Source organism: Bordetella trematum (assembly GCF_900078335.1).
Taxonomy (GTDB): Bacteria; Pseudomonadota; Gammaproteobacteria; order Burkholderiales; family Burkholderiaceae_B; genus Bordetella; species Bordetella trematum.
The window spans coordinates 144598-169076 of record NZ_FKBR01000046.1; the positions used below are offsets into that span (position 1 = coordinate 144598).

At 67.0% G+C, this 24479-nt stretch carries 23 protein-coding genes; 7 read left to right on the forward strand and 16 right to left on the reverse strand.

What is annotated here, in order from left to right; genetic code table 11:
- Positions 1-50 precede the first annotated feature (50 nt).
- Complete coding sequence (locus A7V84_RS17710; RefSeq protein ID WP_025513951.1) at positions 51-1034, forward strand: TerC family protein; 984 nt, start codon at positions 51-53, stop codon at positions 1032-1034.
- A gap of 67 nt (positions 1035-1101) precedes the next feature.
- On the opposite strand, the gene A7V84_RS17715 is transcribed toward A7V84_RS17710, so the two are convergent.
- From A7V84_RS17715 to gpmA, 6 genes are all read right to left on the reverse strand, one after another.
- The gene (locus A7V84_RS17715; RefSeq protein ID WP_063491734.1) at positions 1102-2514 is read right to left on the reverse strand and encodes an FAD-binding oxidoreductase; all 1413 of its coding nucleotides are present in this window, start codon (positions 2512-2514) and stop codon (positions 1102-1104) included.
- 22 nt (positions 2515-2536) lie between these two features.
- Complete coding sequence (locus A7V84_RS17720; protein ID WP_025513955.1) at positions 2537-3235, reverse strand: FadR/GntR family transcriptional regulator; 699 nt, start codon at positions 3233-3235, stop codon at positions 2537-2539.
- A 71-nt stretch (positions 3236-3306) separates the two neighbouring features.
- Positions 3307-4056 (reverse strand): HesA/MoeB/ThiF family protein, encoded by a 750-nt coding sequence (locus tag A7V84_RS17725; protein ID WP_025513957.1) that lies wholly within the window; start codon positions 4054-4056, stop codon positions 3307-3309.
- A complete protein-coding gene (locus A7V84_RS17730) occupies positions 4053-5504 on the reverse strand; it encodes a S41 family peptidase (RefSeq protein WP_025513959.1) in 1452 nt (483 codons plus the stop codon). Before A7V84_RS17730 ends, A7V84_RS17725 begins: the two co-directional genes overlap by 4 nt.
- 27 nt (positions 5505-5531) lie before the next feature.
- Entirely contained in the window at positions 5532-7100 is a 1569-nt protein-coding gene (locus A7V84_RS17735; RefSeq protein ID WP_025513961.1) for a murein hydrolase activator EnvC family protein, read from the reverse strand.
- A 4-nt stretch (positions 7101-7104) separates the two neighbouring features.
- A complete protein-coding gene (gene gpmA / locus A7V84_RS17740; protein ID WP_025513963.1) occupies positions 7105-7857 on the reverse strand; it encodes a 2,3-diphosphoglycerate-dependent phosphoglycerate mutase in 753 nt (250 codons plus the stop codon).
- A 182-nt stretch (positions 7858-8039) separates the two neighbouring features.
- Between gpmA and A7V84_RS17745 the strand changes: the two genes are divergently transcribed.
- The 5 genes from A7V84_RS17745 (at position 8040) to A7V84_RS17765 (ending at position 11514) form a co-directional block, all read left to right on the forward strand.
- Positions 8040-8462, forward strand: a complete 423-nt coding sequence (locus A7V84_RS17745) for a rhodanese-like domain-containing protein (protein WP_025513965.1) — start codon at positions 8040-8042, stop codon at positions 8460-8462.
- A 74-nt stretch (positions 8463-8536) separates the two neighbouring features.
- Complete coding sequence (gene grxC, locus A7V84_RS17750; protein ID WP_025513967.1) at positions 8537-8794, forward strand: glutaredoxin 3; 258 nt, start codon at positions 8537-8539, stop codon at positions 8792-8794.
- Positions 8795-8848: 54 nt separating this feature from the next.
- Positions 8849-9376 (forward strand): protein-export chaperone SecB, encoded by a 528-nt coding sequence (gene secB, locus A7V84_RS17755; protein WP_025513969.1) that lies wholly within the window; start codon positions 8849-8851, stop codon positions 9374-9376.
- A gap of 13 nt (positions 9377-9389) precedes the next feature.
- Complete coding sequence (locus A7V84_RS17760) at positions 9390-10454, forward strand: NAD(P)H-dependent glycerol-3-phosphate dehydrogenase (protein WP_025513971.1); 1065 nt, start codon at positions 9390-9392, stop codon at positions 10452-10454.
- Positions 10455-10524: 70 nt separating this feature from the next.
- Positions 10525-11514, forward strand: coding sequence for a Bug family tripartite tricarboxylate transporter substrate binding protein (locus A7V84_RS17765; protein WP_063491733.1), 990 nt, complete (start codon positions 10525-10527; stop codon positions 11512-11514).
- Positions 11515-11530: 16 nt separating this feature from the next.
- On the opposite strand, the gene A7V84_RS17770 is transcribed toward A7V84_RS17765, so the two are convergent.
- Together A7V84_RS17770 and A7V84_RS17775 are read right to left on the reverse strand one after the other, a co-directional pair.
- Positions 11531-12001: a tRNA (cytidine(34)-2'-O)-methyltransferase gene (locus A7V84_RS17770; RefSeq protein ID WP_025513976.1), complete on the reverse strand. Its 471-nt coding sequence runs from the start codon at positions 11999-12001 to the stop codon at positions 11531-11533.
- Positions 12002-12059: 58 nt separating this feature from the next.
- Complete coding sequence (locus A7V84_RS17775; protein ID WP_231940167.1) at positions 12060-12830, reverse strand: ComF family protein; 771 nt, start codon at positions 12828-12830, stop codon at positions 12060-12062.
- A 74-nt stretch (positions 12831-12904) separates the two neighbouring features.
- Here A7V84_RS17775 and A7V84_RS17780 point away from each other — a divergent pair, with 74 nt between their 5' ends.
- Positions 12905-13828: a methyltransferase domain-containing protein gene (locus tag A7V84_RS17780; RefSeq protein ID WP_025513978.1), complete on the forward strand. Its 924-nt coding sequence runs from the start codon at positions 12905-12907 to the stop codon at positions 13826-13828.
- A gap of 23 nt (positions 13829-13851) precedes the next feature.
- On the opposite strand, the gene A7V84_RS17785 is transcribed toward A7V84_RS17780, so the two are convergent.
- The 8 genes from A7V84_RS17785 to A7V84_RS17820 all read right to left on the reverse strand — a co-directional run bounded on the left by A7V84_RS17785 (position 13852) and on the right by A7V84_RS17820 (position 24478).
- Positions 13852-15063 (reverse strand): YbdK family carboxylate-amine ligase, encoded by a 1212-nt coding sequence (locus A7V84_RS17785; RefSeq protein ID WP_025513980.1) that lies wholly within the window; start codon positions 15061-15063, stop codon positions 13852-13854.
- A gap of 315 nt (positions 15064-15378) precedes the next feature.
- Positions 15379-16848 carry a TrkH family potassium uptake protein gene (locus A7V84_RS17790; RefSeq protein WP_025513982.1) on the reverse strand — a complete coding sequence of 490 codons (1470 nt, stop codon included), beginning with the start codon at positions 16846-16848 and terminating at the stop codon, positions 15379-15381.
- Between the two features lie 36 nt (positions 16849-16884).
- Positions 16885-18264 carry a Trk system potassium transporter TrkA gene (gene trkA / locus A7V84_RS17795; protein WP_025513984.1) on the reverse strand — a complete coding sequence of 460 codons (1380 nt, stop codon included), beginning with the start codon at positions 18262-18264 and terminating at the stop codon, positions 16885-16887.
- Positions 18261-18953: a response regulator gene (locus tag A7V84_RS17800; RefSeq protein ID WP_025513986.1), complete on the reverse strand. Its 693-nt coding sequence runs from the start codon at positions 18951-18953 to the stop codon at positions 18261-18263. The genes trkA and A7V84_RS17800 overlap by 4 nt, the downstream gene beginning before the upstream one ends.
- An 11-nt stretch (positions 18954-18964) precedes the next feature.
- Positions 18965-21262: a sensor histidine kinase gene (locus A7V84_RS17805; protein WP_063491732.1), complete on the reverse strand. Its 2298-nt coding sequence runs from the start codon at positions 21260-21262 to the stop codon at positions 18965-18967.
- Positions 21259-21843 (reverse strand): DUF4390 domain-containing protein, encoded by a 585-nt coding sequence (locus A7V84_RS17810; protein WP_025513989.1) that lies wholly within the window; start codon positions 21841-21843, stop codon positions 21259-21261. Before A7V84_RS17810 ends, A7V84_RS17805 begins: the two co-directional genes overlap by 4 nt.
- A gap of 42 nt (positions 21844-21885) precedes the next feature.
- Positions 21886-23220: a 16S rRNA (cytosine(967)-C(5))-methyltransferase RsmB gene (gene rsmB / locus A7V84_RS17815; protein ID WP_025513992.1), complete on the reverse strand. Its 1335-nt coding sequence runs from the start codon at positions 23218-23220 to the stop codon at positions 21886-21888.
- 70 nt (positions 23221-23290) lie between these two features.
- Positions 23291-24478, reverse strand: coding sequence for an acyl-CoA dehydrogenase family protein (locus A7V84_RS17820; RefSeq protein ID WP_033535131.1), 1188 nt, complete (start codon positions 24476-24478; stop codon positions 23291-23293).
- Position 24479: the final 1 nt, after the last annotated feature.

Below are 24479 nucleotides of genomic sequence, written 5' to 3' on the forward strand. Positions count from 1 at the left end.
ATCATCCGAGTCGCCCGATCATGCCTCCTTCGTCAGACAAGAGATAAGGCATGGAAACCTTGAGCCCCTTTTTCCTACAGGATTTTCTTGGCACGCCGGTGTGGAGCTGGCTGCTGTTTCTCGGCGTCGTCGTAGCCTTGCTGGCCTTCGATCTGGGCGTGCTGCATCGGGAGGAGCGCGAGATCGGCGTGCGTGAAAGCCTGCTGCTGTCGGGCGGCTACATCCTCGCCGGTCTGGCCTTCGGAGGCTGGATCTGGTGGCAGATGGGCGCCGAAAGCAGCCTGGCCTACTACACCGGTTTTCTGATCGAGAAGTCGCTGTCGATGGACAATGTCTTCGTCATCGCGCTGATCTTCACTTACTTCGCCATCCCCCGCCGCTATCAGCACCGCGTGCTGTTCTGGGGCATTCTCGGGGTGATCATCCTGCGCGCGCTCATGATCGGCCTGGGCACGGCGCTGGTCAGCGAATTCGGCTGGGTGATGTATCTGTTCGGCGCCTTCCTGGTTTTTACCGGCATCAAAATGTGGCGCATGGTCGATGACGCTCCCGACATCGAGAACAACGCCATCCTGAAGTTCCTGCGGCGCCGCCTGCGCGTGACCGATGGCCTGCGCGGCAATGCCTTCACGGTAGTGGAAATCGATACGAAGACCCAGCGCAAGCAGCGCTATGCCACGCCCCTGCTGCTGGCGCTGGTGCTGATCGAGTTCGTGGATCTGTTGTTTGCGGTGGATTCGGTGCCGGCCATTTTTGCCATCACCACCGACCCCTTCATCGTCTATACCAGCAACATCTTCGCCATCCTGGGCCTGCGTGCGCTGTATTTCGCCCTCTCGGCGCTGATCCACCGCTTCCACTATCTGAAGTATGCCCTGGCGCTGGTGCTGGTTTTCATCGGCGGCAAGATCTTTGCGCATGGCCTGTTCGGCAAGGTGCCGGCCACGCTGTCCTTGTCGGTCACCTTCGGCCTGATCGCCGCCGGCATCCTGTTCTCGCTCTGGAAGACCCGCGCCTCGGTCGCCTCGAACTGAGGCCGTCCGAGCGCGCAAACGCGAGGGCGCGCCAGCCAGGCTGGCGCGCCCTCTTGCCGGCTGCCGCTTACAGCAGCTTGCCCGGGTTCATGATGCCCGCCGGATCCAGCAGGCGCTTGATGCCTGCCATCAGCCGCAGCTCCAGCGGATCCTTGGTGTGCAGGAAGTGGGTGCGCTTCAACTGGCCGATGCCATGCTCGGCGCTGATGCTGCCGCCATAGCGATGCACTTCGTCCAGCACCAGATCCGTCACGGCCGCGCCGGATTCAGCCGCCCAGGCAGGCGGCGCGCCGGTCGGACGCGACAGGTTGTAATGCAGATTGCCATCCCCGAAGTGGCCGAAAATGTATGGCCGCACGCCCGGGCAGGCCTCGCGCAGGCGGGCTTCGGCGCTTTCCATGAACGCCGGAATCTGCTCGATCGGCAACGACACGTCGTGCTTGAGGTGAGGACCATCGGCGCGCTGCGCCTCGGAGATCTCTTCACGCAGTTTCCACAGCCCCTGCAGCTGCGCCAGCGAGGCCGACACCACTGCATCCAGGCACAGTTCAGCTTCCAGCGCGCGCCCGATCACGTTCTCCAGCGTGCTGTTGAGCGCCGCCTCGTCTTCGGTATCGGCCAGCTCCATCAGGACATAACCCGGATAGCGCTCGGCAAACGGCTCCTGCACGCCCTGGGCGTGCTCCAGCACCAGATCCAGGCAATCGCCCGAAAAATACTCATAGGCCTGCAGGCGCGCGCCGCAGGCCTGGAACAGCAGCTCGTAGAGCGACAGGGCCTGCGCGGGCGAGGAGACGGCCGCCAGCACCACCGAGCGCACATCGGTGCGCGGCATCAGGCGCAGGGCCACTGCGGTGATCACCCCCAACGTGCCCTCCGAACCGATGAGCAGTTGTTTGAGGTCATAGCCGGTGTTGTCCTTGCGCAGGGTGCGCAGCCCATGAAAGACCTCGCCTGTCGGCAACACGGCCTCCAGGCCCAGGACCAGTTCGCGCGTCATGCCGTAGCGCACCACGTTCACGCCGCCGGCGTTGGTGGCGAGGTTGCCTCCGATCTGGCAGGAGTCCTCGGCCGCCAGACTCAAGGGCAGCAGGCGGCCGGCCTCATGCGCGGCACGGCGCAGGTTGCCCAGGATGCAACCGGCCTCGACCACCATGACGTTGGCCACGGTATCGATGCTGCGGATCGCCTGCATGCGATCCATGCTGAGCACCACATTGCGGGGCGAGTCGTCAGGCGTGGCCCCGCCGCACAGACCGGTATTGCCGCCACGCGGCACCACCGGCACGCCTTCGGCCTGGCACATGGCCAGGCAACGCGCCACTTCCTCGGTATTGCGCGGACGCACCACCGCCTGCGCCTGGCCGGTGTACAGGCCACGCCAATCGGACAGCCAGGGTTCGATGGCTTCGGGTTCGGTCAGGACCACATCCTGGCCCAGGGCCTGGCGCAAGCGTTGGGCGAAATCAGTTTGGCTCATAGGGAATCACAACGAAGAAAGGTCAGTCCGTGAACGGGAAATTCAGTTGCAGACGGGCGGCAGCATTGCGCAGGTGCCCGCGCGCAGCCTGGCGGGCCGCCTCCGGGCGGCCCGCCTCGATGGCGTCATAGATCGCGATGTGCTCGGCCAGCACGCTGTCTGCCAGACCGGGCTGACGGGCGGTGTTGGCGCGCGCGGCATCGACCGCCTGGCGCAGTTGCTGGTTGAGATACTGCAGCAGGCGCTGGTAGTGCGGATTGTGGGTCGCGGCCGCCACCGCCAGGTGAAAGCCGACATCGTGCTCGGCGCCCAGCAGGGGATCCTCCTGGTGGCGCGCCAGCGCGCTCAGGGCGGCCCGCATTGCCTGCAGGTCGCCGGCGTCGCGGCGTTCGGCGGCCAGGGCGGCTGCGCCGGCCTCCAGGTCCATGCGCAGCTCATAGACCGCGCCCAGGGCGCGGTGGTCGCGGCCTGCCTCCAGCGCCACCTGGAAACCCTGCGCGCTGCTGCGCGCGATGACCGTGCAACCCGACCCCTGGCGGCTACGCACCAGCCCCTGGGCCCGCAGCCTTTCGGTAGCTTCGCGGATCACCGCCGCACTGACGCCGTAGCGCTCGGCCAGCGCCCGGCCCGAAGGCAGTTTCTCGCCCACGGCATAGTGGCCGCGGCCGATGTCATCGGCCAACTGGCGTGATACCTGATCGGTCAAGGTCGTCGTCTGCATGCCGGCAGTATAGCCTGAACTAATCAGGTTATCTGATAACTTTCAAGAAAGTCGCTATCGCAGAAAACTGCTCAGCGGTCGCGGCAGACCGGGCAATCGGGGTCGCGCGGCACGTTCACGCTATGCCAACGCATGCTGCGGATATCCAGTTGCAACAGCCGGCCGGTCAGGGGCTCGCCCAGGCCGCTGGCCAGCTTGAGCGCCTCGGCGGCCTGAGTGGCGCCGATGATGCCCACCAGCGGCGCCAGCACGCCCGTGGTGGCGCAGCGCAGCTCCTCGGCATCGTCTGCCTCGGGAAAGAGGCAGTGATAACAGGGCGCATCGTCGCGCCGCAAGTCATAGGTGCTGACCTGCCCGTCATAACGGATGGCCGCCCCCGACACCAGCGGTTTGCGATGTTGCACGCAGGCCCGGTTGATGGCGTGGCGGGTGGCGAAGTTGTCGCAACAATCCAGCACGATGTCGGCCTCGGCCACGGCATCGGCCATGGCCTGCCCGGCCAGGCGCTCCACCCGCGCCACGACCTCGACTTCCGGGTTGAAGGCAGCCAGCATGTCTCGCCCCGACTCGGCCTTGGGGCGTCCCAGGCTGGCGGTGGTGTGCAAGATCTGGCGCTGCAGATTGGAGAGCTCGACGCTGTCGTCGTCGACCAGGGTGATATGCCCGATGCCGGCCGTGGCCAGGTACAGCGCAGCCGGCGAGCCCAGCCCGCCGGCCCCAAGAATCAGGACTTTGGTCGCCAGGAAACGCTCCTGCCCTTCGATACCGAGATCGTCGAGCAGGATATGCCTGGCATAGCGCAGCAGTTGCTGATCGTTCATTGCTTGCCGGCGGGCTCGACTCCGGACGGCGTGATCTTCAGGCGCTCGGTGGTGCCCGACAGATTGGGCTTGATGTCAGCCTTGGCCTGCGCGCGCGCCGACCCCTTCTGGACCGCCTTGCCCTGCAGCAGATTCAGGGCCTGCTGCAGCTGGAAGTCCTCGGGGCCGCCGAACTCGAACACCTTGCCCAGCGGGGCCTCAAGCGACTGATCGGCCTCGGACTTCACTTCGGAATCCGGGCTTTGCTGATTGGAGAGGTGGCGCTGCAGGTCGGCTTCGCGCGGCAGGCGGAACAAATCGCCCTCGGCGGTATCGGCCACGACATAGTCGGGTTCGATACCGGTGGCCTGGATGGAACGACCGCTGGGCGTGAAGTAGCGCGACGTGGTCAGCTTGACCGCGGAGCTTTCGCTCAGCGGCAGAATGACCTGCACCGACCCCTTGCCGAACGTGCGGTTGCCCAGCACCTTGGCGCGCTTGTGATCCTGCAACGCGCCGGCCACGATCTCGGAGGCCGAGGCCGAGCCCACGTTGACCAGCACCACCATGGGCACGGTCTTGACCCAGCCCGGCAGGCCGCTCAGGTAATTGCTTTCGCCGCGCGCATACTCGGACGGTGTGGCGAGATACTTGTGACGGGAATCCGGCGTACGGCCATCGGTGGACACCACCAGCGTGTCGGGCGGCAGGAAGGCGCCGGCCACACCGATGGCGCTGGTCAGCAGGCCGCCCGGGTCGTTGCGCAGATCCAGCACCAGGCCCTTGGGTGCGCCCTTGGCGCCGAGCTCGCGCAGCTGACGGGCCAGATCCGGACCGGTCTTTTCCTGGAATTGGGCGATGCGCACATAGGCCACGCCGTCATCGAGCATCTTGCTGCGCACGCTGCGCACCTTGATGATGTCGCGCACCAGCTTGACGACCACCGGCTGCGGACGGTCGGCACGCATGATGGTGAGGGTGATCGGCGATTTGGGCTTGCCGCGCATGAGCTTGACGGCATCATTGAGCAGCATGCCCTTGGTGGGGGTATCGTCGATCTTGATGATGAGGTCGCCCGCCATGATGCCGGCACGCGCGGCCGGCGTGTCCTCGATGGGCGAGATCACCTTGATGAAGCCGTCCTCGGCGCCAACCTCGATGCCCAGGCCGCCGAACTCGCCTTGCGTGGCGGTCTGCATTTCGCGATAGGCGTCCGCGTCCAGGTAGGCCGAATGGGGATCCAGATTGGACACCATGCCGGCGATGGCGTTGCTGATCAGGGTTTTGTCGTCGACCTGCTCGACATAGTTGTTCTTGATCACGGCGAAGACATTGCTGAGCTGGCGCAGTTCGTCCAGTGGCAGCGGACTGCCGCGCTGTGCAACGGCGGTCACACCGACGCTCAACAGTATGCCGGCCACGACACCCGTGGCGACCAGACCCAAACCGCGAAATTTGCGAGAGCTCATGCACGCATCCTGTGTTTTATCCCCGGCTCAAAGTGCCAGCCACTGGGCTGGATCGACCGGAGCGCCGCGATGGCGAATTTCAAAGTATAGGCCCGATTCCACCTGGCCGCCGGTCGCACCCACGGTCGCGATGGTATCGCCGGTGGCAACCCGGTCTCCGACCTGTTTGAGTACGCTCTGGTTGTAGGCATAGACGGTCAGGTACTGCTGCCCATGATCAACAATGACAAGATTGCCGAAACCACGCAACCATTGGGCATAGACGACGGTGCCCGGGGCCACCGACTTCACCGGCGTGCCTTCGTTTGCGCGTAGGACGATGCCACGCCAGACCCCGCCTTCCGGGCGTCCGAGACCAAAACGGCCCTGCACCTGGCCCCGCACGGGCGGCGTGAGCCCGCGCCGCAAACCCGCCCCTTCACCCACCAGGGGCCGGGCCTCTTCCTGGGCGGCGGCCTGGGCGCGCGACGCGGCAGGCGCTTGCTCGACAGGTTTGACCTGGACGGCGGGCGTTGGTTCACGCGTTTCGATCAGGCTCCCCTGGCTGCCCGGCACCGGCCGCAGGCCGGCGGCATCGGGGTCCGCCATGGCCACGGGGCCCGAGGGCCGGGCGGCCTGGGCCTGCTGGCGTGCGGCTTCCTCGCGCGCCTGTCGTTCCTGTTGTTGCTGTTGTTCCTGCTGCTGTTGCTGCCGCTGCGCCTGGGCGGCCTGGCGCTGGGCCTGGCGGGCGGCTTCGGCCTGGCGGGCCGCCTCGGCGCGACGCGCCAGTTCGGCCTGGCGGGCAGCCTCCGCCTTGCGAGCAGCCTCGGCGCGGCGCGCGGCCTCGGCGGCCGCGCGGCGGCGAGCCTCTTCCTCGGCCTGCCGGGTGATGGCCACGCTCAGGTCATCGATCAGCTGCGACAGGCGCTGATCATCGCGGCCCAGCCGGCTGGCCTCGGCCCGCTGGGCGGTAATCTGCCCTTCCAGTTGCACCAGCAGGGTGGCGCGCGTCTGCTGTTGTTTGACCAGGGCTTCTTTTTCACGCTCGGTGTCGCGGGTCAGGCGCTGCAGGTCGTCACGGCGCGAATCGGCACGCTTTTGCAGTGCCGACAACCGCTCGATATCCTGGCGCACCTCGATGACCGCCTGGCTGCGGGCGCGCGATACGTATTCCAGATAGCCCAGATTGCGCCCCAGCTCCTGGGGATCGCCACCGGAGAGCAGCTCGCTCCAGGGAGACAGGCCGCTGGTGTACTGGGCCTGCAACTGGCCGGCCAGTTCGCCGCGGCGCTGCGTCAGCACCGCAGACTGGCTGACGATCTGTTTTTCCAGCGCGGCAAGATCCGTCTCGGCTGCTCGGTGGCTGTCGGCCAGCTCCCGCAGGCGCCGGTTGATCGACGAAATTGCCGACTCGGAAGCCTGCAGCGCATCGGCCGCCTCCTTGCGGGCAGCCTCGCGCTGGTCGATCGTCTTCTGCAAGGACTCGATACGGTTGCGCAGCGCGGCCTGCTGGCGTTCGGCCTCGGACTGGCGACTGGCCAGATCCGTGGCGGCCGAAGACGCCAGCGGCGTGCCGGCCAAGATGGCCACCCCCAGCAAGCCTGCTGCAAACCGCATGGGATCAGTCCTTTTTGGCTTTACCCTGAGCCGCCACGGCGGCCATGGCCGCCTCGATCTCGGCGGCATCACCCAGATAGTAATGGCGGATCGGGCGCAGCGCCTCATCCAGCTCATAGACCAGCGGCTGGCCGGTGGGGATGTTCAGGTTGACGATGTCGTCATCGGAAATGTTGTCCAGGTGCTTGATCAGCGCACGCAGGCTGTTGCCGTGAGCGGCGATGAGCACGCGACGGCCGGCGCGGATGGCCGGGGCGATCGACTCATTCCAGAACGGCAGCACGCGCGCCACGGTGTCCTGCAGGCACTCGGTGGCCGGCAGCTGGTCGGCCGGAATCTTGGCGTAGCGGCTGTCGAAACGGGGGTGGCGGGGGTCGTCGATATCGAGCGGCTCCGGCGCAATGGCGTAGGCGCGACGCCACACCAGCACCTGTTCGTCGCCGTACTTGGCGGCGGTCTCGGCCTTGTTCAGGCCCTGCAGCTGGCCATAATGGCGCTCGTTCAGGCGCCAGTTCACGCCCACCGGGGTGTACATGGCGTCCATCGCATCCAGGGCGATCCACAGGGTGCGGATGGCGCGCTTGAGCACCGAGGTGTAGGCCAGGTCAAAGACATAGCCTTCCTGCTTGAGCAGTTCGCCGGCCTTGCGGGCCTGTTCGCGGCCGGTGTCGGTCAGGTCGACATCGGTCCAGCCGGTGAAGCGGTTTTCCAGATTCCATTGGCTTTCGCCGTGGCGCATCAGAACAAGTTTGTACATAGTTATAGGCTGGAATTCAGCAGGTTGGAGTTGAACAATGGGCTCATTTTATAATTGTGTGATTTTGCCCCAGGCTTAGCCTTCCCGGCGCATTATGCCGCCGGGCCGTCGCCATCAGGCGCCCAGGACGTCCAGACCCCTTTTCCGGCTGGCCGCCGCCGCGCCGCACTTCAGGATGCCCCGTGGATTTTCTGCAATTCTTGATCGACAAAAACAATATCCTCGTCGTGGGCGTCGCCCTCGTTTCAGGCGCGATGCTGCTCTTGCCCACCCTGCGCAAGGGGCGTGGGGGCTCGGCCCTGGACACCACAGCGGCCATCCAGATGGTCAACCAGCGCCAGGCCGTCTGGGTGGACGTGCGCGCCGCCGAGCAGTTCCAGGCGGGCCACATCGCCCAGTCGCGCAGCGTACCCGCCGACGAGCTGGAAAAGAAAGCCGCCGCCCTGCCCAAAAACAAGCCGCTGATCGTGGTCTGCGAACAGGGCCGCGCCGCCCCGCGCATGGCCCAGCGCCTGAAGGCGCTCGGCCATGCCGAGGTGTTCACGCTCGATGGCGGCATGCGCGCCTGGTATGCGGCCAATCTGCCCGTCACGCAGAAAGGTTGATTTCACGGCATGGGCGCATGGCGCCTCCCGATGCGGTCTAATGGTCTTAATTTAGCCTTCAGTCGAGGGAAACGATGCAAAAAGTTGTTATGTATAGCAAGGACTACTGCCCGTATTGCGCCCGGGCTGAAGCCTTGCTGCGCCAGCGCGGCGTCACCGACCTTGAAAAAATCCAGATCGACCACGACCCCGCCCAGCGCGACATCATGATCGAACGCAGCGGCCGGCGCACCGTGCCGCAGATATTCATCGGCGACACCCACGTGGGCGGCTGCGACGATCTCCAGGCGCTGGACCGCTCGGGCGGTCTGCTGCCCCTCTTAAACGGCTGACGGCGCAACCCGCCAACGGCTTCCCCGCCTTACAACCCCAAACCGGAATTTCTCATGGCCGATCAGGATCAAAACAACTCGCAAGCCGGCAACGAAGCGCCCGTGTTCAATCTGCAGCGCGTCTACCTCAAAGACCTGTCGCTGGAAATGCCCAATGCGCCTCAGATCCTCCTGGAGCAGGAAGGCCCGACGGTCGAAGTCACCATCAATGTCGGCGGTCAGCGCCTGGCTGAAACGGTGTTCGAATCGACCGTGACGGTCACGGTCACCACGCGCATCAACGACAAGGTGCTGTACCTGGTCGAAGGCACGCAGGCCGGCATTTTCGAACTGTCGAACATCCCGCCCGAGCAGATGGACCCCATCCTGGGCATCGTTTGCCCGACCATGCTCTACCCCTACCTGCGCGCCAACGTGGCCGACGCCATCACCCGCACCTCGCTGCCGGCCCTGCACCTGACCGAAGTCAACTTCCAGGCCCTGTACGAGCAGCGCGTGGCCGAAATGGCTCAGCAGCAGCAGGCCGAGCAAGGCCAGAGCGACTCGGGCATCATCCTGCCGCCCAACGCCACCCGCCAGTAATACGGCAACCGCCATGGTCAGCCCCTCTCCTGCTCCCGCCCTGCGCGTGGCCGTTCTCGGCGCCGGCAGCTGGGGCACGGCCCTGGCGGCGGCGGCCGCGCGCCGCCACCCCACCCTGTTGTGGGCCCGCGATGCGGCCCAGGCCCAAAGCCTGGCCGCCTCGCAGGAAAACACCCGATATCTGCCCGACGTGCGTCTGCCGGCCGCGCTGCGCTACAGCGCCGACCTGGACGCCGCCCTGGCCTTTCTCGGCCCCGATCCCACGCACGCCCTCATCATCCTGGGCGTGCCGGTCGCCGGCATGGACGACATCATGCGCCAGCTGGCGCAGCGCCTGCCGGCCCTGGGCATTACCTCCACCCCCATCGTCTGGACCTGCAAGGGCTTCGAATCCGACACCGCCCGGCTGCCGCACGAGATCGTGCGCGAGTCCAGCAGCGGACTGAGCTGCGGCGTGTTGTCCGGCCCCTCGTTCGCGCGCGAAGTGGCCCAGGGGCTGCCGGTGGCCCTGACCGTCGCCAGCGAAGACCTGAGCGTGCGCCAGGCCGCCACCGCCGCCCTGCATGGCGCTGCGGTACGGGTCTACGCCAGCCAGGACGTCATCGGTGTCGAAGTGGGCGGCGCCCTCAAGAATGTCATCGCCGTGGCCTGCGGCATTTCGGATGGCCTGGCGCTGGGCACCAACGCCCGCGCAGCCCTGATCACGCGCGGCCTGGCCGAAATGATGCGCTTCGGCCTGGCGCTGGGCGCCCAGGCCGATACCTTCGCCGGCCTGACCGGCCTGGGCGACCTGGTTCTGACGGCCACCGGAGAGCTGTCCCGCAACCGGCGCGTGGGCCTGGAGATCGGCGCCGGACGCAAGATCGAAGACATCCTCGCCAGCGGCGTGACCGCCGAAGGCGTGCGCTGTGCGCGCGCTGCGTTGCGCCGCGCGCAATCGCTGGGCGTGGAAATGCCCATCACCGAGGCGGTCTGCGCCGTCCTGTTCGAGGGCGTCGCCCCGATGACCGCCGTCTCGGCCCTGCTGGCGCGCGACGCGCGCGCCGAGGCCTGGCCGCCGGTCCCGCCCGGCCCCTGAGGCTGGCGCGCGCCGCCCCCCAACCCCTTTCGCCTTCATTTCTCTCTTTCCGTTCCCTAGGAGCACCTCCATGTCTGTCGCACGCCTGTTCTCACGCCTGCAGCGTGGCCTGGGCCTGGGCCTGGTCAGCGCCTTGCTGCCGCTGGCCGCCCAAGCCGCCTGGCCCGAGCGCCCGATCCATCTGGTGGTGCCCTATCCGCCCGGCTCCTCGCCCGACCTGCTGGCGCGCACCATTGCCGAGCCGCTATCGCAGGCCCTGAAGCAAGCAGTGGTGATCGACAACAAGCCGGGCGCCGGCGGCAACATCGGCACGCGCCAGGTCACCCAGGCCAAACCCGACGGCTACACGCTGCTCTATACGATCAACGGTCCGCTGGTGACCGCGCCGACGCTGTACAAGCGTACGCTGGGCTACGACCCGCTGACCGACCTGGCGCCGATCACGCTGGTGGCCACCAGCCCCAACGTGCTGACCGTAACGCCCAGCCTGGGCGTGAAGAACGTGCAGGAATTCGTCGAGCTGGCGCGCAAGCGTGCCGGTGCGCTGAACTACGGTTCGGTCGGCCCGGGCAGTTCGGCCCACCTGGCCATGGAAATGTTCAAGGAAGACGCCGGCATCGATCTGACCCAGATTCCCTACCCGGGCTTTCCTCAGGTCATCACGGCCATCATTGGCGGTGACGTGCAGGCCGGCTTCATGGTGCCGGCCATCGCCATGCCCCAGGTGCGCGACGGCCGCGCCCAGGCGCTGGCGGTGACCAGCCTGGAACCCAGCCCCGCCCTGCCGGGCATCCCCACCATGGCCTCCCAGGGCTACCCGGGGTTTGAATCCATTTCCTGGAACGCCATGCTGGCGCCGGCCGGCACACCCGCCCCGATCATCGAGCGCCTGAACCAGGAGCTGGCCCGCATCATCAACAGCGACGAGGTGCGCAAGCAGATGGCGCAGCAGTACTTCACGCCCGCGCCCTCCACGCCCCAGGAACTCACCGCGCGCATGCGCGAAGAAAAGGCCCGCTGGGACGCCGTCATCGAGCGCCTGCAACTGTCGCTGGACTGATGCGCCGGGCGGCCGCTCAGAGGCCGCCCGCGTAATCCTGCTGGCGCCAGGCCTCGAACACCGTCACGGCCACGGCATTGGACAGGTTGAGGCTGCGCTGGCCCGGCCGCATAGGCAGACGCAGGCGCTGGGCGGGCGCGAAAAGCGCCACATGCTCATCCGACAGGCCGGCCGTCTCACGCCCGAACACAAACACATCGCCCGGCAGGTACTGCATGCCCGCGGCGCTGCGCGCGCCCTGCGTGGTCAAGGCGAAGCGGCGCTCCTGTGGCGCGCCGGTGGCCGCGAGCGCCGTGGGCAGATCATCGTGCACCTGCATGGGCTGCCATTCGTGATAATCCAGGCCGGCGCGGCGCAGCCGCGCATCATCCAGCTCGAACCCCAACGGCCGCACCAGGTGGAGCTGCGCACCGGTATTGGCGCACAGGCGGATGGCGTTGCCGGTGTTGGGCGGGATTTCAGGGCAGACGAGAATGACGTGGAACATGGGGCGCGGCGCGTGAGAATGAATCCGGAAAAAGACGCCATGGCGAACCCGCGTGGCGTCAGGCGCTATTGTGCCAGCCCGGCGCCGGCGTCCTGGCTGCGGCCAGCACCCCCACGCAACGCGCCCCCGCCCGTCTGAGCGCCCAGACTGCCGCCTGGGCGGTTGCCCCGGTGGTCAGCACATCATCGACCACCAGCACCGCCTGCCCGGCCAGGGCCGGATCGGCCTCGAAGACTCCCCGCAGGCCGCGCCAGCGAGCGCGTCGGCTACGCCCGGTCTGGGGCGCCCTGGCACGACGGCGACGCAAGCCCCAGCGCGCCACCGGCAAGCCCAGCCAATCGCCGGCTACCTGGGCCAGCTCGGCGGCCGGATTGAAGCCCCGCCGGCGCAAGGCCTGCGCCGAGGCTGGCACCGGCACCAGCCACGCGGCCATCATGGGCCGCTCGCGCCGCCAGGCCTGTGCCATCAGCGCGCCCAGGGCATGCGCCAGCGCGAGCTGGCCGCCCTTGTAGCGCTGGATGAGCCAGTCACCCGGCATCAGATAATCGAAAGCCGTCACGCAACGGCCCAGGCGCAGGCGCCGCCGCAGGCAGGCCGCGCACAGACCGGCGGCCTGCGACGGCAGCCGCGCCCGGCACTCGCGACAACGCGCCGCGCCACCGCGCATGGAAGCCAGCACATCGCGGCAGCAGGGCCGGCACAGCCGCGCGCCCCGCGCGGCACCGCCGCACAGCGGGCAGGCCGCCGGCAGACAAGCGCCCAGACGGCGCCATCCATGCCCCGGCTGACGGCAGGGGCGACGCAGGGGCAAAGCAAGGGGATAGGCCATAATGACGCACGGCAGTCAGTCAGGCTGCCATCCCACCATATCGACGCGCCTGCCCGGTGCGCGCCTGCACGTTTATGTCTCAGCCTTCGACCCTGCCCGATCTGCCCATCAACCCGCATCATGTCGCGCGCCAGTTCGCGCGTCGCGGCGACCTGTCCGAAGCGCAGTTCCTCTACGGCGAGATCGCCCGGCGGATGATGGGCCGGCTGGGCTACATCCGCCTGCAGCCCGCCACCATCCTGGACGCCGGCTGCGGCACGGGCGACAACCTGCCGCTACTGCGCGAACGCGATCCGCAAGCCGCCTACATCGGGCTGGATCATTGCGAACCCTTGCTGGCGCAGGCCCGCCAGCGTTTCGCCCCTCCGCGCCTGACCGCCCTGGTCGGACGGCTGACCGGCCGGGGTCCGGCCGCGCCGCGCTTCATCAATGCCGACCTGGCCGCCACCGGCCTGGCGCCGGAGTCCCTGGACATGGTGTGGTCCAACCTCGCCCTGCACTGGCACCCCGCGCCACACGCTGCGCTGGCCGAATGGCGCCGCATCCTGCGCGTGGGCGGTCTGGCGATGTTCTCCTGTCTGGGGCCCGGCACGCTGCGCGAACTGCGGCAGGCCCTGACGGACGCCGGACTCGACACCGCCACGCCCGGCTTCGTGGACATGCACGACTTCGGCGATCTGCTGGTCGAGAATGGCTTTGCCGATCCGGTCATGGATCAGGAAACGCTGACGCTGACCTACGCCACGCCGCAGAAGCTGCTGGAAGATGTGCGTGCCCTGGGTGGCAACCCGGCGCGCGCGCGCCGCGCCGGGCTGGCCACGCCGGCCTGGCGCGCCCGGCTGTGCGCCGCCCTTGAAGCCCAACGCGGCGCCGATGGGCGCATCCCCCTGACCATCGAGGTCGCCTACGGTCATGCCTGGCGCGCCGCCAGCCATCGCGCCGCCGGCGAAACCCGGCTCTCGCTCAGCGCCATCGGCGGGCGCCGGGAAAGCCTCTAGGCCCCACGCTCCGCGTCCGCGCCTCAGTGCAGGCGCTGCGGCCAGCCCACGCCGGGCGCCATGGGCGCCATGGGCTCGGAGGTCGCACGGATACGGCGGCGCAGGGGCGTCGCGGCAGCCTGCTCGCCCCGGAAAGTCTGCGCCATGGCCTGTACCACGGCAGGCAGCTCACGATGGCGATGAAACTGGGCCCGCAGCCAGCGGGCGTCGTTGCCGGCGCCGCACAGTACGCTGTCATGCAGCTCGGTCAGCATGGGCGCCGTGCCCATTTCCTGGGCCAGGGGCATGAGCGTGGCGAACAGGGCCTTCAGATGATCGGACAGCCGCAGACGCTGCCCGTCGGCACTGACATAACGGCCGTGCAGCCCGAAGCGGCAGGCCTGGAAATGATTGCTGCGATAAGCCAGCCAGGCCCGCGCCGGCGGCGTGGGCTGATCCCGCAACCAGGCCGCCAGAGTCTGGGCGAACGCGGCCAGCTGGCAGGCCCGCTCCACGCTCAGCGGCGTGTCGCAGACCCGGATCTCGACCGTGCCGAACTCCGGCTTGGGGCGGATATCCCAGTAAAGGTCCTTGATGCTCTCGGCCAGGCCGCTCTCGCACAGCTGGCCCAGATGGGCCTCGAAGCCGTACCAGTCGTGTACCTCGGGTGGCAGATGGCCGGCCAGCGGGAAACTGTTGACCGCGTTCAGACGGGCGCAGGAAAACAGGGTATCGACCCCTTCGCGATAGGGCGATGACGCCGACAGGGCGATGAAATGCGGCACATAGGGAGACAGACCATGGACCATCCGGATCGCCGCGTCGCCCGAAGGCACGCCCAGATGAATGTGCTGGCCGAACACCGTGAACTGGCGCGCCAGGTAGCCGTACATCTCGGCCAGATACTGGAAACGCGGCGCATCGAAGATGTCGCGCTCCTGCCAGCGCATGAAGGGGTGGGTGCCGCCGCCGGCGACCACCACGCCGACGGCGTCGGCCGCTTCGCACAGGGCGTCGCGCATGCCGCGCATTTCGGCCAGCAGATCGGCCGGCCGGGTGTGTACCGATGAATTCAGCTCGATCATCGAGCGGGTGATCTCGGGTTTGATGAATTCGGCTGCCGGGTGGTTGACCAGTTGAGCCAGCAACTCATCGGCCGCGGCGGCCAGGTCGAAGCCTGCCGGGTCGATCAGTTGCAGCTCCAGTTCGATGCCCAAGGTGTTGGGGGATGAGGACGCAAACGCAATCTGTTCCATGATCCGCTCCTTGTCGTGGCGCTTGAAGGTGGCGCCGCCTGCCTTGCGCAAAGCCAGGGCACAGACCCTGATGCGGCTGCCGTTTTCCGCATGATAGCCGCGGTTTTATTGCAAATTAATGGAATTTGGCGACTTTTATAAGGCCGATGCGCGCAACCCGCAAAATCCCCAGAGACACGCCTGATAGTGGGTACTTACACTCGAGGATTCATGCGGCATGGCGCGTCATGATTGACGTAGAACCGCGCCAGTTGCGGGTTTTCGGGCCGGATGGGAAAACCCTGAAACTGGGTCTGCCCAGGACACTTTCGGGGTTTACTTGCGCCAGAACCAGGGGGTGAACAGCACCAGGACGGTCAACAACTCCAGCCGTCCGATGAGCATGGCGAAGGTGCAGACCCACACCTGGAAGTCGCTCAGCACCCCGTAGTTGCCGGTGGGCCCAAGCGCGCCCAGGCCCGGGCCGGTATTGTTGATCATGGCCATGACCGCCCCGAAGGCGGTGGTCAGATCCAGGCCGGAGAGCAACAACAGGCTGCTGAGCACCCCGACCGACAAGCCATAGACCAGCATGAAAGCCAGCACCGAAAAAATCACCCGCTGATCGACGATCCGGGTGCCGATGCGCACCGGGCTGACCGCGTGCGGGTGCAGCATGGTGATCAGCTCATTGCGCGCCTGTTTGATGAGCAGGATGACCCGGATCATCTTGATGCCCCCGCCGGTCGATCCGGCCGACGTCGCAAAGGCCGACAGCAGCAGCATGGTCAGGGGCGCAAACAAGGGCCAGCTGCCGTAGTCCGCGTTGGCGAAACCCGTGGTGGTCGCCACCGACACGGTGTTGAACATCCCGTAGCGCAAGGCCTGCAGCGGATCCGTGTAGACGTGCTTGAGCAGCAGGAAGACCGAAATCACCAGCCCGGCGCCCAGCACCACCGTCAGATAGGGAATCGTCTGTGGACAGGTCAGGTAGGGTTTGAAGCTGCGCTGGCGCAGAGCATTGAAGTGGGTGGCGAAGCTGATCCCGGAGATCAGCATGAAGAAAATCGCGACCAGCTCGACCGCAACCGAGTTGAATTGCAGGAAACCCGAGTCGTAAGTGGAAAATCCGCCCAATCCCATGGTGGTCGCCATGTGCGCCCAGGCGTCGAACCAGGACAAGCCCACCGCGCGATAGGCCAGGAAACAGACGATAGAAAAACCGAAGTACACCGCATACAACGCTTTGGCGGTGCTGGCGATGCGCGGCGTGAGGCGCTCGTCTTTCATGGGGCCCGGAGTCTCGGCACGCACCACCTGGTGGCCGCCGACCCCCAGCAGGGGAAGAATGGCGACAGCCAGCACCAGGATGCCCATGCCGCCCATCCAGATGAGCGTCACCCGCCACAGATTGATCGAGCGCGGCAGGTCGTCCAGCCCCGTGAGCACCGTCGCACCCGTGGTGGTCAGGCCCGACATGGCCTCGAAGTAGGCGTGTGTGAACGACAGCGGCTGGCCGATGTCGTGGTAATAGAGCAGAAAAGGAATGGAGGCCAGCAACGGCAGCCCCGCCCAGACGATCGACACCAGCAAAAAGCCGTCGCGGGCGTGCAGTTCGCTGCGCCAGCGGTGCGTCAGCAGCCACACCCCCGCTCCGATGCCCATGGCGATCCCGAAGCCCTCGATGAAGGCTTTCAGGCCTTTGTCTTCACCGAACCAGGCCACCCCCAAGGGGATCAGCATGGTCAGTGCGAACACCACCATGGTCAGGCCAAGCACATAGAGGGTTGCCAGCAAGCGCTTCATGATCGAGGCCGCCGCCACGCCGCGGCCGGCAGGAGGTTAGAAGAAAGACGCCGAAACCTGAAAGAGCTTTTCCACGCGCGGCATCTGCTGGCGCGTGGGCACGAACACGATGACATGATCGTCGGTCTCGATGACGGTATCGTCGTCAGGCAGCAGAATTTCATCCGCGCGCACCAGGGCGCCGATACTGGCGCCCTTGGGCAGGCGGATCTCGCCGACGCGCCGGCCGACCACGCGCGAGGTGGCGCGGTCGCCATGGGCGACCGCCTCGACCGCCTCGGCCACGCCCTGACGCAGGCGATGCACCGCCACCACGTCGCCACGACGCACATGGCGCAGCAGTTCGCTCATGGTGGCCTGGGCAGGCGAGACCGCGATATCGATATGGCTGCCCTGCATCAGTTCACCGTAGGCATGGCGATTGATGAGCGCGATCACCTTGCGCGCGCCCATCCGCTTGGCCAGCAACGAAGACATGATGTTGTCTTCATCATCGCTGGTCAGGGCCAGCCAGGTATCCATGTCCTGGATGTTTTCGCGCTCCAGCAGCGACTCGTCGGTGCCGCTGCCATGCAGCACCAGGACATTGGAGGGCAGCTCGGCAGCCAGCGCTTCGCAGCGTTTTTCATTGCGCTCGATGATGCGCACGCTGTAGCTTTCCTCGGCCAGCTGGCGCGCCAGGCGCAAGCCGATGTTTCCGCCACCGGCGATCATGACCCGATGCACGGTCTTCTCGGCCTCCCGCAGCTGACGCACGGCGCGCCGCGCGTGACGGGTATCGACCACCAGCACGACTTCGTCGCCGGGCGCCACCACCGTTTCCTGGCCCACGCGCAGCGGACGCCCCCCGCGCAGCACGTCGACCACGCGCGCCTTCACATCAGGCCAGGCCTCGCGCAGCTGTTCCACCGAGGTATTGGCCATCGGGCTGCCATGGCCGACCCGCACCGTGACCACGCTCAGGCGGCCTTCGGCAAACTCGACCACCTGCAAGGCTTCGGGGAATTCAATCAGGCTGTGCAGATAGGTCGTGACGCTGCGCTCGGGGCTGATCAGGGCGTCGATGCAGAAGCCCTCCTCTCCCATGAGCTCGGGATGGTCGGCAAACTCCGGCATGCGGATACGGGCGATGCGGCGCGGCACATTGAAGACCTGCCGGGCAATCTTGCAGGTCACCATGTTGACCGAGTCGGAGGCCGCACAGGCAATCAGCAGATCGGTATCGGCGGCGCCCGCGGCCTCCAGCACCGACACCTGGGTAGCGTCGCCCTGCATGACGCGCAGATCAAAGCGCTCCTGGAGATAGGCCAGCTGGTCGGTCTGGATGTCCAGCACCGTGATGTCGTTCTCTTCGGACACCAGGTTCTCGGCCACGCTGGTGCCAACGCGGCCGGCGCCGACGATCAGGATTTTCATGAGCCTCGCTTACGCGCGGATTCAATGCCGAGTTGTTTGAGCTTGCGGTAAAGATGGGTGCGTTCCAGGCCGGTGCGCTCGGAGACGCGCGTCATGCTGTGGTTCTCGCGCACCAGATGGTATTCGAAATAGATGCGCTCGAATTCGTCGCGCGCCTCGCGCAGCGGCAGATCGAGCGAGATGGTGCCCAGCAGGTTGTTGCCGCTGGCCGGCGCCTCGGGGCTGCCCAGGACGGGCGAGGACGTCGCCGGTGCATCGCGCTCGTCGTCGAAGGCGGTGGACGCCATGGGTGCGGCCACGGCAGCCGGCGCAGCCGCCGGGGCCTGTCCGCGCGCCAGGCCGGCGGCGATGGTCTTGAGCAGACGCTGGAGCGTGATGGGTTTTTCGAGGAAGTCCATCGCACCGATGCGCGTGGCCTCGACCGCGGTATCGATGGTGGCGTGACCACTCATCATGATGACCGGCATGTCGAGCAGACCTTGCGATGCCCACTCTTTGAGTAAGCTCACGCCATCGGTGTCCGGCATCCAGATATCGAGCAGGACCAGATCCGGACGCGAGCGCAGACGGGCCGCCCTTGCCTGGGCTGCATCCTCCGCCAACTCGACTGTATGCCCCTCATCGTAAAGAATCTCGGACAACAGTTCGCGGATGCCAACTTCGTCGTCGACCACCAGAATTCTGGCCATAAACCTTTCACCTATTGCGTTGCCGCATTATGCTTTTGTTGCAAGGTCGCGTCCATAGTATCGGACGCACTCGCCAAGCGGGTCAACAAAATGGACACTCGGGCGCCGCCCTCCTTGCGGTTGGCGAGATCAATGCGCCCCCCATGTTCTTCCACGATCTTGCGCACAATCGCCAATCCTAACCCAGTGCCATGTGCTTTCGTGGTGACATAGGGTTCAAAGGCACGCTGCATCACCTGCGGCGGGAATCCGGCGCCATTGTCTGCCACCGTAAAACGCAAGGCGGCGGTTTCCGACCCATCCGACTTGGGAATGTGGGTCAACTGGGTCACTACCCGGATACTGCCGGCCTCGCCCTGATTGGCCACCGCGTCGCGCGCGTTCGACATCAGATTGTGGATGACCTGGCGCAGCTGGGTCGTGTCGCCCTCGATGATGGGCAACCCCTCGCCCAGCGATACCTCCAGCTGCATGCCGCCGCCGCGCGATTGGCCCTCGGCGGCGTCCCAGCCATAGAGCGCCAGCACATCGGCCACCAGGGCATTGAAGTCGATCGGCTGCATGACCGCCGGCGGGGTGCGCGCGTATTCCCGGAAATCGTCGACCATCTGCTTGAGCGAGCCCACCTGGTTGACGATGGTGTTGGTGGCGCGCTCGAGCATCTGGGCCTCGGGCGGCGCCAGGTGGCCGGCCAGTTTCATGGCCAGGCGCTCGGCCGACAGCTGGATGGGGGTCAGCGGGTTCTTGATCTCGTGCGCGAGGCGGCGCGCCACCTCGCCCCAGGCCATGGTGCGGCTGGCCGAGATCACCTCGGTGATGTCGTCGAAGACGACCAGATAGCCGTTGGCGCGCCCATCGACCCGCAGATGGGTGCCGCGCGCCAGCAGCGTGATGGGCTGCGCGCCAGGCTGCGCCGGCGTGATTTCGAATTGCTGCTGCCAGTGCTGGCGTTCGGACCCTACGGCAGCATGGGCCGAGAAGGCATCGCGCGCGATGCGGGCGAAATCCAGCATGCCTTCGACGGTTTCCAGCGGCCGGCCGATGGCCGAGCGCAGATCCACCTGCAGGATGGATTGCGCCCCCTGATTGAACATGGTGACACGGAAGCTCTCGTCAAAGGCCAGCACGCCGGAAGACAGGTTGGCCAGCACGCTTTCCAGGTAGACGTTGCTGCGCTCGAGCTGGCGGCGGTTGCTTTCGACCATCTGACGCGCCTCGTCGAGCTGGCGCGTCATGGCATTGAAGGAGCGGGTCAGCTGGCCGACCTCATCGCGCTCGGGCGGCTCGGGCAGCGGCCGGAAGTCCCCCACGCTCACGGCCTGGGTGCCGGAGGCCAGGCTGAGCAAGGGCCGCACCAGACGCTTGGATAGCGCCAGCGCCACGGCGATGGCCGCCAGCACCGTCAGCAACAGCGCCAGCGTCAGGGTGATGCCATAGAGCTTGCGCAGACCCAGGCGCGACAGCGCCAGCTCCTGATAGTCGCGAAAGCCCTGCTGCACCCGGTTGGCATTGTGGGCAATCTGCTCGGGCACGTTCTGCACCAGCTGCAGCCAGCGCGGCTCGCCCGTGCCGACCAGCGCATGATCGAAGCGCACCGGCGTGTCCAGCGCGATCACGACCCGCAGCCGCAGGCCGCCATCGCTGCCCGGCACGCTGGACTCATCGGCTTCGGCAGCGGAATAGCCGCGCGACAGGCGCAGTTGATTGAGCACCGTCATGGGCGGGGTGGGCGGCAGCAACTGGCCATACTTGCTGGTGGAGAACGCCAGCGGCCGGCCGCTGGCGCTGAACACCAGCGCCTCCTGCACGCCATTGCTCTGGCGCAGCCGCGAGAGCGCCTGGGCCAGGTCGGCATCCGGCAGATTGTTCAGTTCGGAGGCCATGGCGCGGGCGCGCACATCCAGGTCGGCCAGTTGCGAATCAAGCGCGGCCCGCCCCAGGTTCAGGCCCGCCTCCAGGGCGTTGTCGACCCGCACGTTGAACCAGGACTCGATCGAGCGCGACAGGAATTGCACCGACAAGGTGTAGATCAGGGCGCCCGGCACCACCCCCACCAGGGCAAAAGCCAAGGCGAAACGGGCCGTCAGGCGGGCGCCGAACTGACGCCGGCGCAACTGGCGCGCCAGCCGGACCGTCAGCGCCACCACCCAGACGAACATTGCCAGGGCGAACACGCCGTTGAGCAGCAGCAAGCCGTCGTAATACTGGGCCAGCCGCGAGGCGTTGCCCGTGGACCAGACCAGCAGACCCAGCAACGCCAGGCCGCTGACTGCGCCGCTCACGAGGGCCAGGCGCAGCAGATATTTCATGAAGGATCCCTGGCGGGTTCGGTCAGGGTGAAGGAGAACTCGCGCCACGGGGTGGCAGGGGTCCAGGCGCTGCTGTTGAGCGCATTGACCTGGAAGGGACGCGCCAGCAAGGAGGTATCCAGCCGTACCCGCAACTGCCCGTGATAGACCGTGCCGGCCTCGAATTCGTCGGCGTCGGCCACCCGCCAGTCGCGGATATGGCGCACCACGCCCATGGCCTCGTCAAGCGAACCTACATTCAGGGACAGATCGCCCTGACCCACGCGCCATTGGCGCGTCAGGGCGTTGTAGCTCACTTTCCAGGTCGTGCTGGCGTCGGCGATCTCGCGATCGAACCACCACCAGCGCGAACGCGAAATCTTGATGTCGGCCGTGAAGTACAGCGGCACGCCGCGCTCCACGGCGTCACGCAATTGTTCGTTGAGCGGAAAGTCGATATCGGCGTTGATGGCCAGCCGCTTATCCGCGATGACCGGGTCGATCGACACCACCTTCGGCTCGGCAACGTGAGTCTGCCCCTCGGCGACAGGCAGAAGAGCGGACATAGCCAGCAGGAAGGCGGCAAATAAACGAACAATCATGGACTTTCACAGCGTCACGGCTTTGTCCCTATTCTTGGCGATTCAGCGCCGCTTGGCAAACAGGGCATAGAAAAAACCATCCTGCGCAAGCTCAGGTGTTGCATCCAGCGCAACGGGCAGCAATTGACCCGGCGCCGGCAAGGCCTGGGCGTCGGCATGGCGACGGGCGAACGCCTCGGCCTGGGCCTGGCCTTCGGCCGGAAAAATTGAGCAGGTGACATAGAGCAGATGCCCGCCCGGGGCCACCACCTGCCAGAGCGCGTCGGCGATGCGCGCCTGCTGGGCGGCCGTTCGCGCCACGTCCGGGGCGCGCCGCAGCCAGCGGATGTCGGGGTGACGGCGCACGATGCCCGAGGCGGTGCAGGGCACGTCGGCCAGCACCGCGTCAAAGGGCCGGCCGTCCCACCAGCCGGACAGGTCGGCTGCGTCGGCGGCCGCCAGGCGCACGCCCGGGCCATCCAGTCCCAGGCGCTGCAGATTCTCGGATACCCGTTGCAGGCGCCGTTCGTCGGCGTCGAGGGCCAGCATCTCCAGATCGGCCAGCTCCAGCATGTGGGCGGTCTTGCCCCCTGGCGCGGCGCAGGCGTCCAGTACCCGCATGCCGTCGGCCAGCGGCAGCAGCTGGGCGGCCAGCTGGGCGCCGGCATCCTGCACCGACCACCATCCCTCGGCGTAGCCGGGCAGTTGCAGCACAGGACGCGGCACCAGCACCATGAGGCCGGCCTGACCCACGGCGCACGAGGCGATGCCGGCCGCCTCGAATGCCGCCATCACCTGTTCGCGCGTGGCGCGACGCCGGTTCACGCGCAGGGTGAGCGGCGCGGGCACATTGGCGCTGCGCAGCAACTCCTGCCATTGCTGCGGGTAGGCCTGGCGCAGCAGCTTGATCCACCACTGGGGATGATTCCAGCGCGCGATGGGGTCCTCGGCCACGGCGGCGGTCAATGCCTCGCGCTCACGCAGAAAACGCCGCAGGCTGCCATTGATCAACCCCTTGTATGACGCCAGCCGCCGATGGCCATCGGCGGCGCGCACCGCCTGATCGACCACCGTATGCGGGGCATAGACCGGCATGCCCGGCACCGGCCCGCCGGGGCCGTCCTCCTGCAGCAGGCTCAGGGCCACCCGCAGCAGGGCCGCCGCCAGGGGCGCCGGATCGCGCGGCACCAACTGCAGCGCGACGGCATCGGCCCACCCCAGGTGACGCATGGCGTGAAAGGCCACCGCCTGCGTGGCCGGGCGCAGCCGCGCCTCGGTCTCGGCCAGCACCTCGGTCAGGGAACGCCCATGCATGACTTCCTGCACCGCAACGGCGCTGGTCAGCAAGATGGACGACAACGGGGGGGCCAGAACGGCCTTTTCTGAAACGGCAACCATGCGAATATCCCAATCAACAGGCGCTATGGTAGCTGGTGCCGCCGCCGGCCGCTGGCTGGCCCCGCGCGCCTCAGCCGGTCCGGGCAGGACGCAGCAGGGCCCGGCTGATGATCAGCTTCTGGATTTCGGTGGCGCCCTCGTAAATGCGCAGGGCACGGATATCGCGATACAGGCGCTCCAGAATGTGGCCGTGCACCACACCCTGCGCGCCAAAGAGCTGCAACATGCGGTCTATCACCCGCTGGGCCGATTCCGTGGCGGCCATCTTGGCCATGGCCGTCTCCAGGGTGCTGGCGCGTTGCTGGACATCCCGCACCCATGCCGCGCGGTAGGTCAGCAAGGCCGACTGGTCGATCTCGGTCGCCGCATCGCCCAGCGCCGCCTGCGTGAGCTGGAACTCGGCCAGGGTCTTGCCGAACAGGCGGCGCTGCCGGGCATGGGCCAGGCCTTCGGCCAGGGCCCGCCGGGCAAAGCCCACGGCCGCCGCCGCCACCGATGTGCGAAATACATCCAGGGTGCGCATCGCCAGCTTGAAGCCCTGACCCACCTCGCCCAGGCGCTGTGCGGCCGGCACGCGGCAATCCTCAAAGCGCAGCGTGGCCAGCGGATGCGGCGACATCACCTCGATCTGCGACTCGATCACCAGGCCGGGCGTCCCAGCCTCGACGATGAACGCGGAGATGCCGTCCGCACCCGCCTGCCCGGTGCGCGCGAACACGCAATAGAAGTCGGCCAGCCCCCCGTTGGAAATCCAGGTTTTGCGGCCATTGAGCACGTAGTCGGGCCCATCGGCCTGCGCCCGGCAAGCCAGGGCCGCCACATCCGAGCCCGCCTCAGGTTCGGACAAGGCAAAGGCTGCAATGCTGTGCCCCTGCGCCACCGCCGGCAGATAGGCCTGCTGCTGAGCCGGGCTGCCCGCCAGCGCAATGGCGCCACTGCCCAGGCCCTGCATGGCGAAGGCAAAGTCGGCCAGCGCGTGATGCTGCGCCAGGGTTTCACGCAGGATGCACAGGCTGCGCACATCGAGCTGCGGGAACATGCCACCCAGCACGCCGCCGGGGCCGGCCGGCACGCAATAGCGCAGCCAGCCTGCCTGCCCGAGCGCCCGCACCCAGTGGCGGCAGGTGGCCAAGGCGTCTGCATCCGGATCCGGCACGGGCTGCTCGCGGCACCAGTTGCGCAAATCCGCGGCCAGCTCACGGTGGCCGGGCTCCAGGAAAGGCCATTGCAGCCAGGCATCGGTATGGGCTTCGGACATG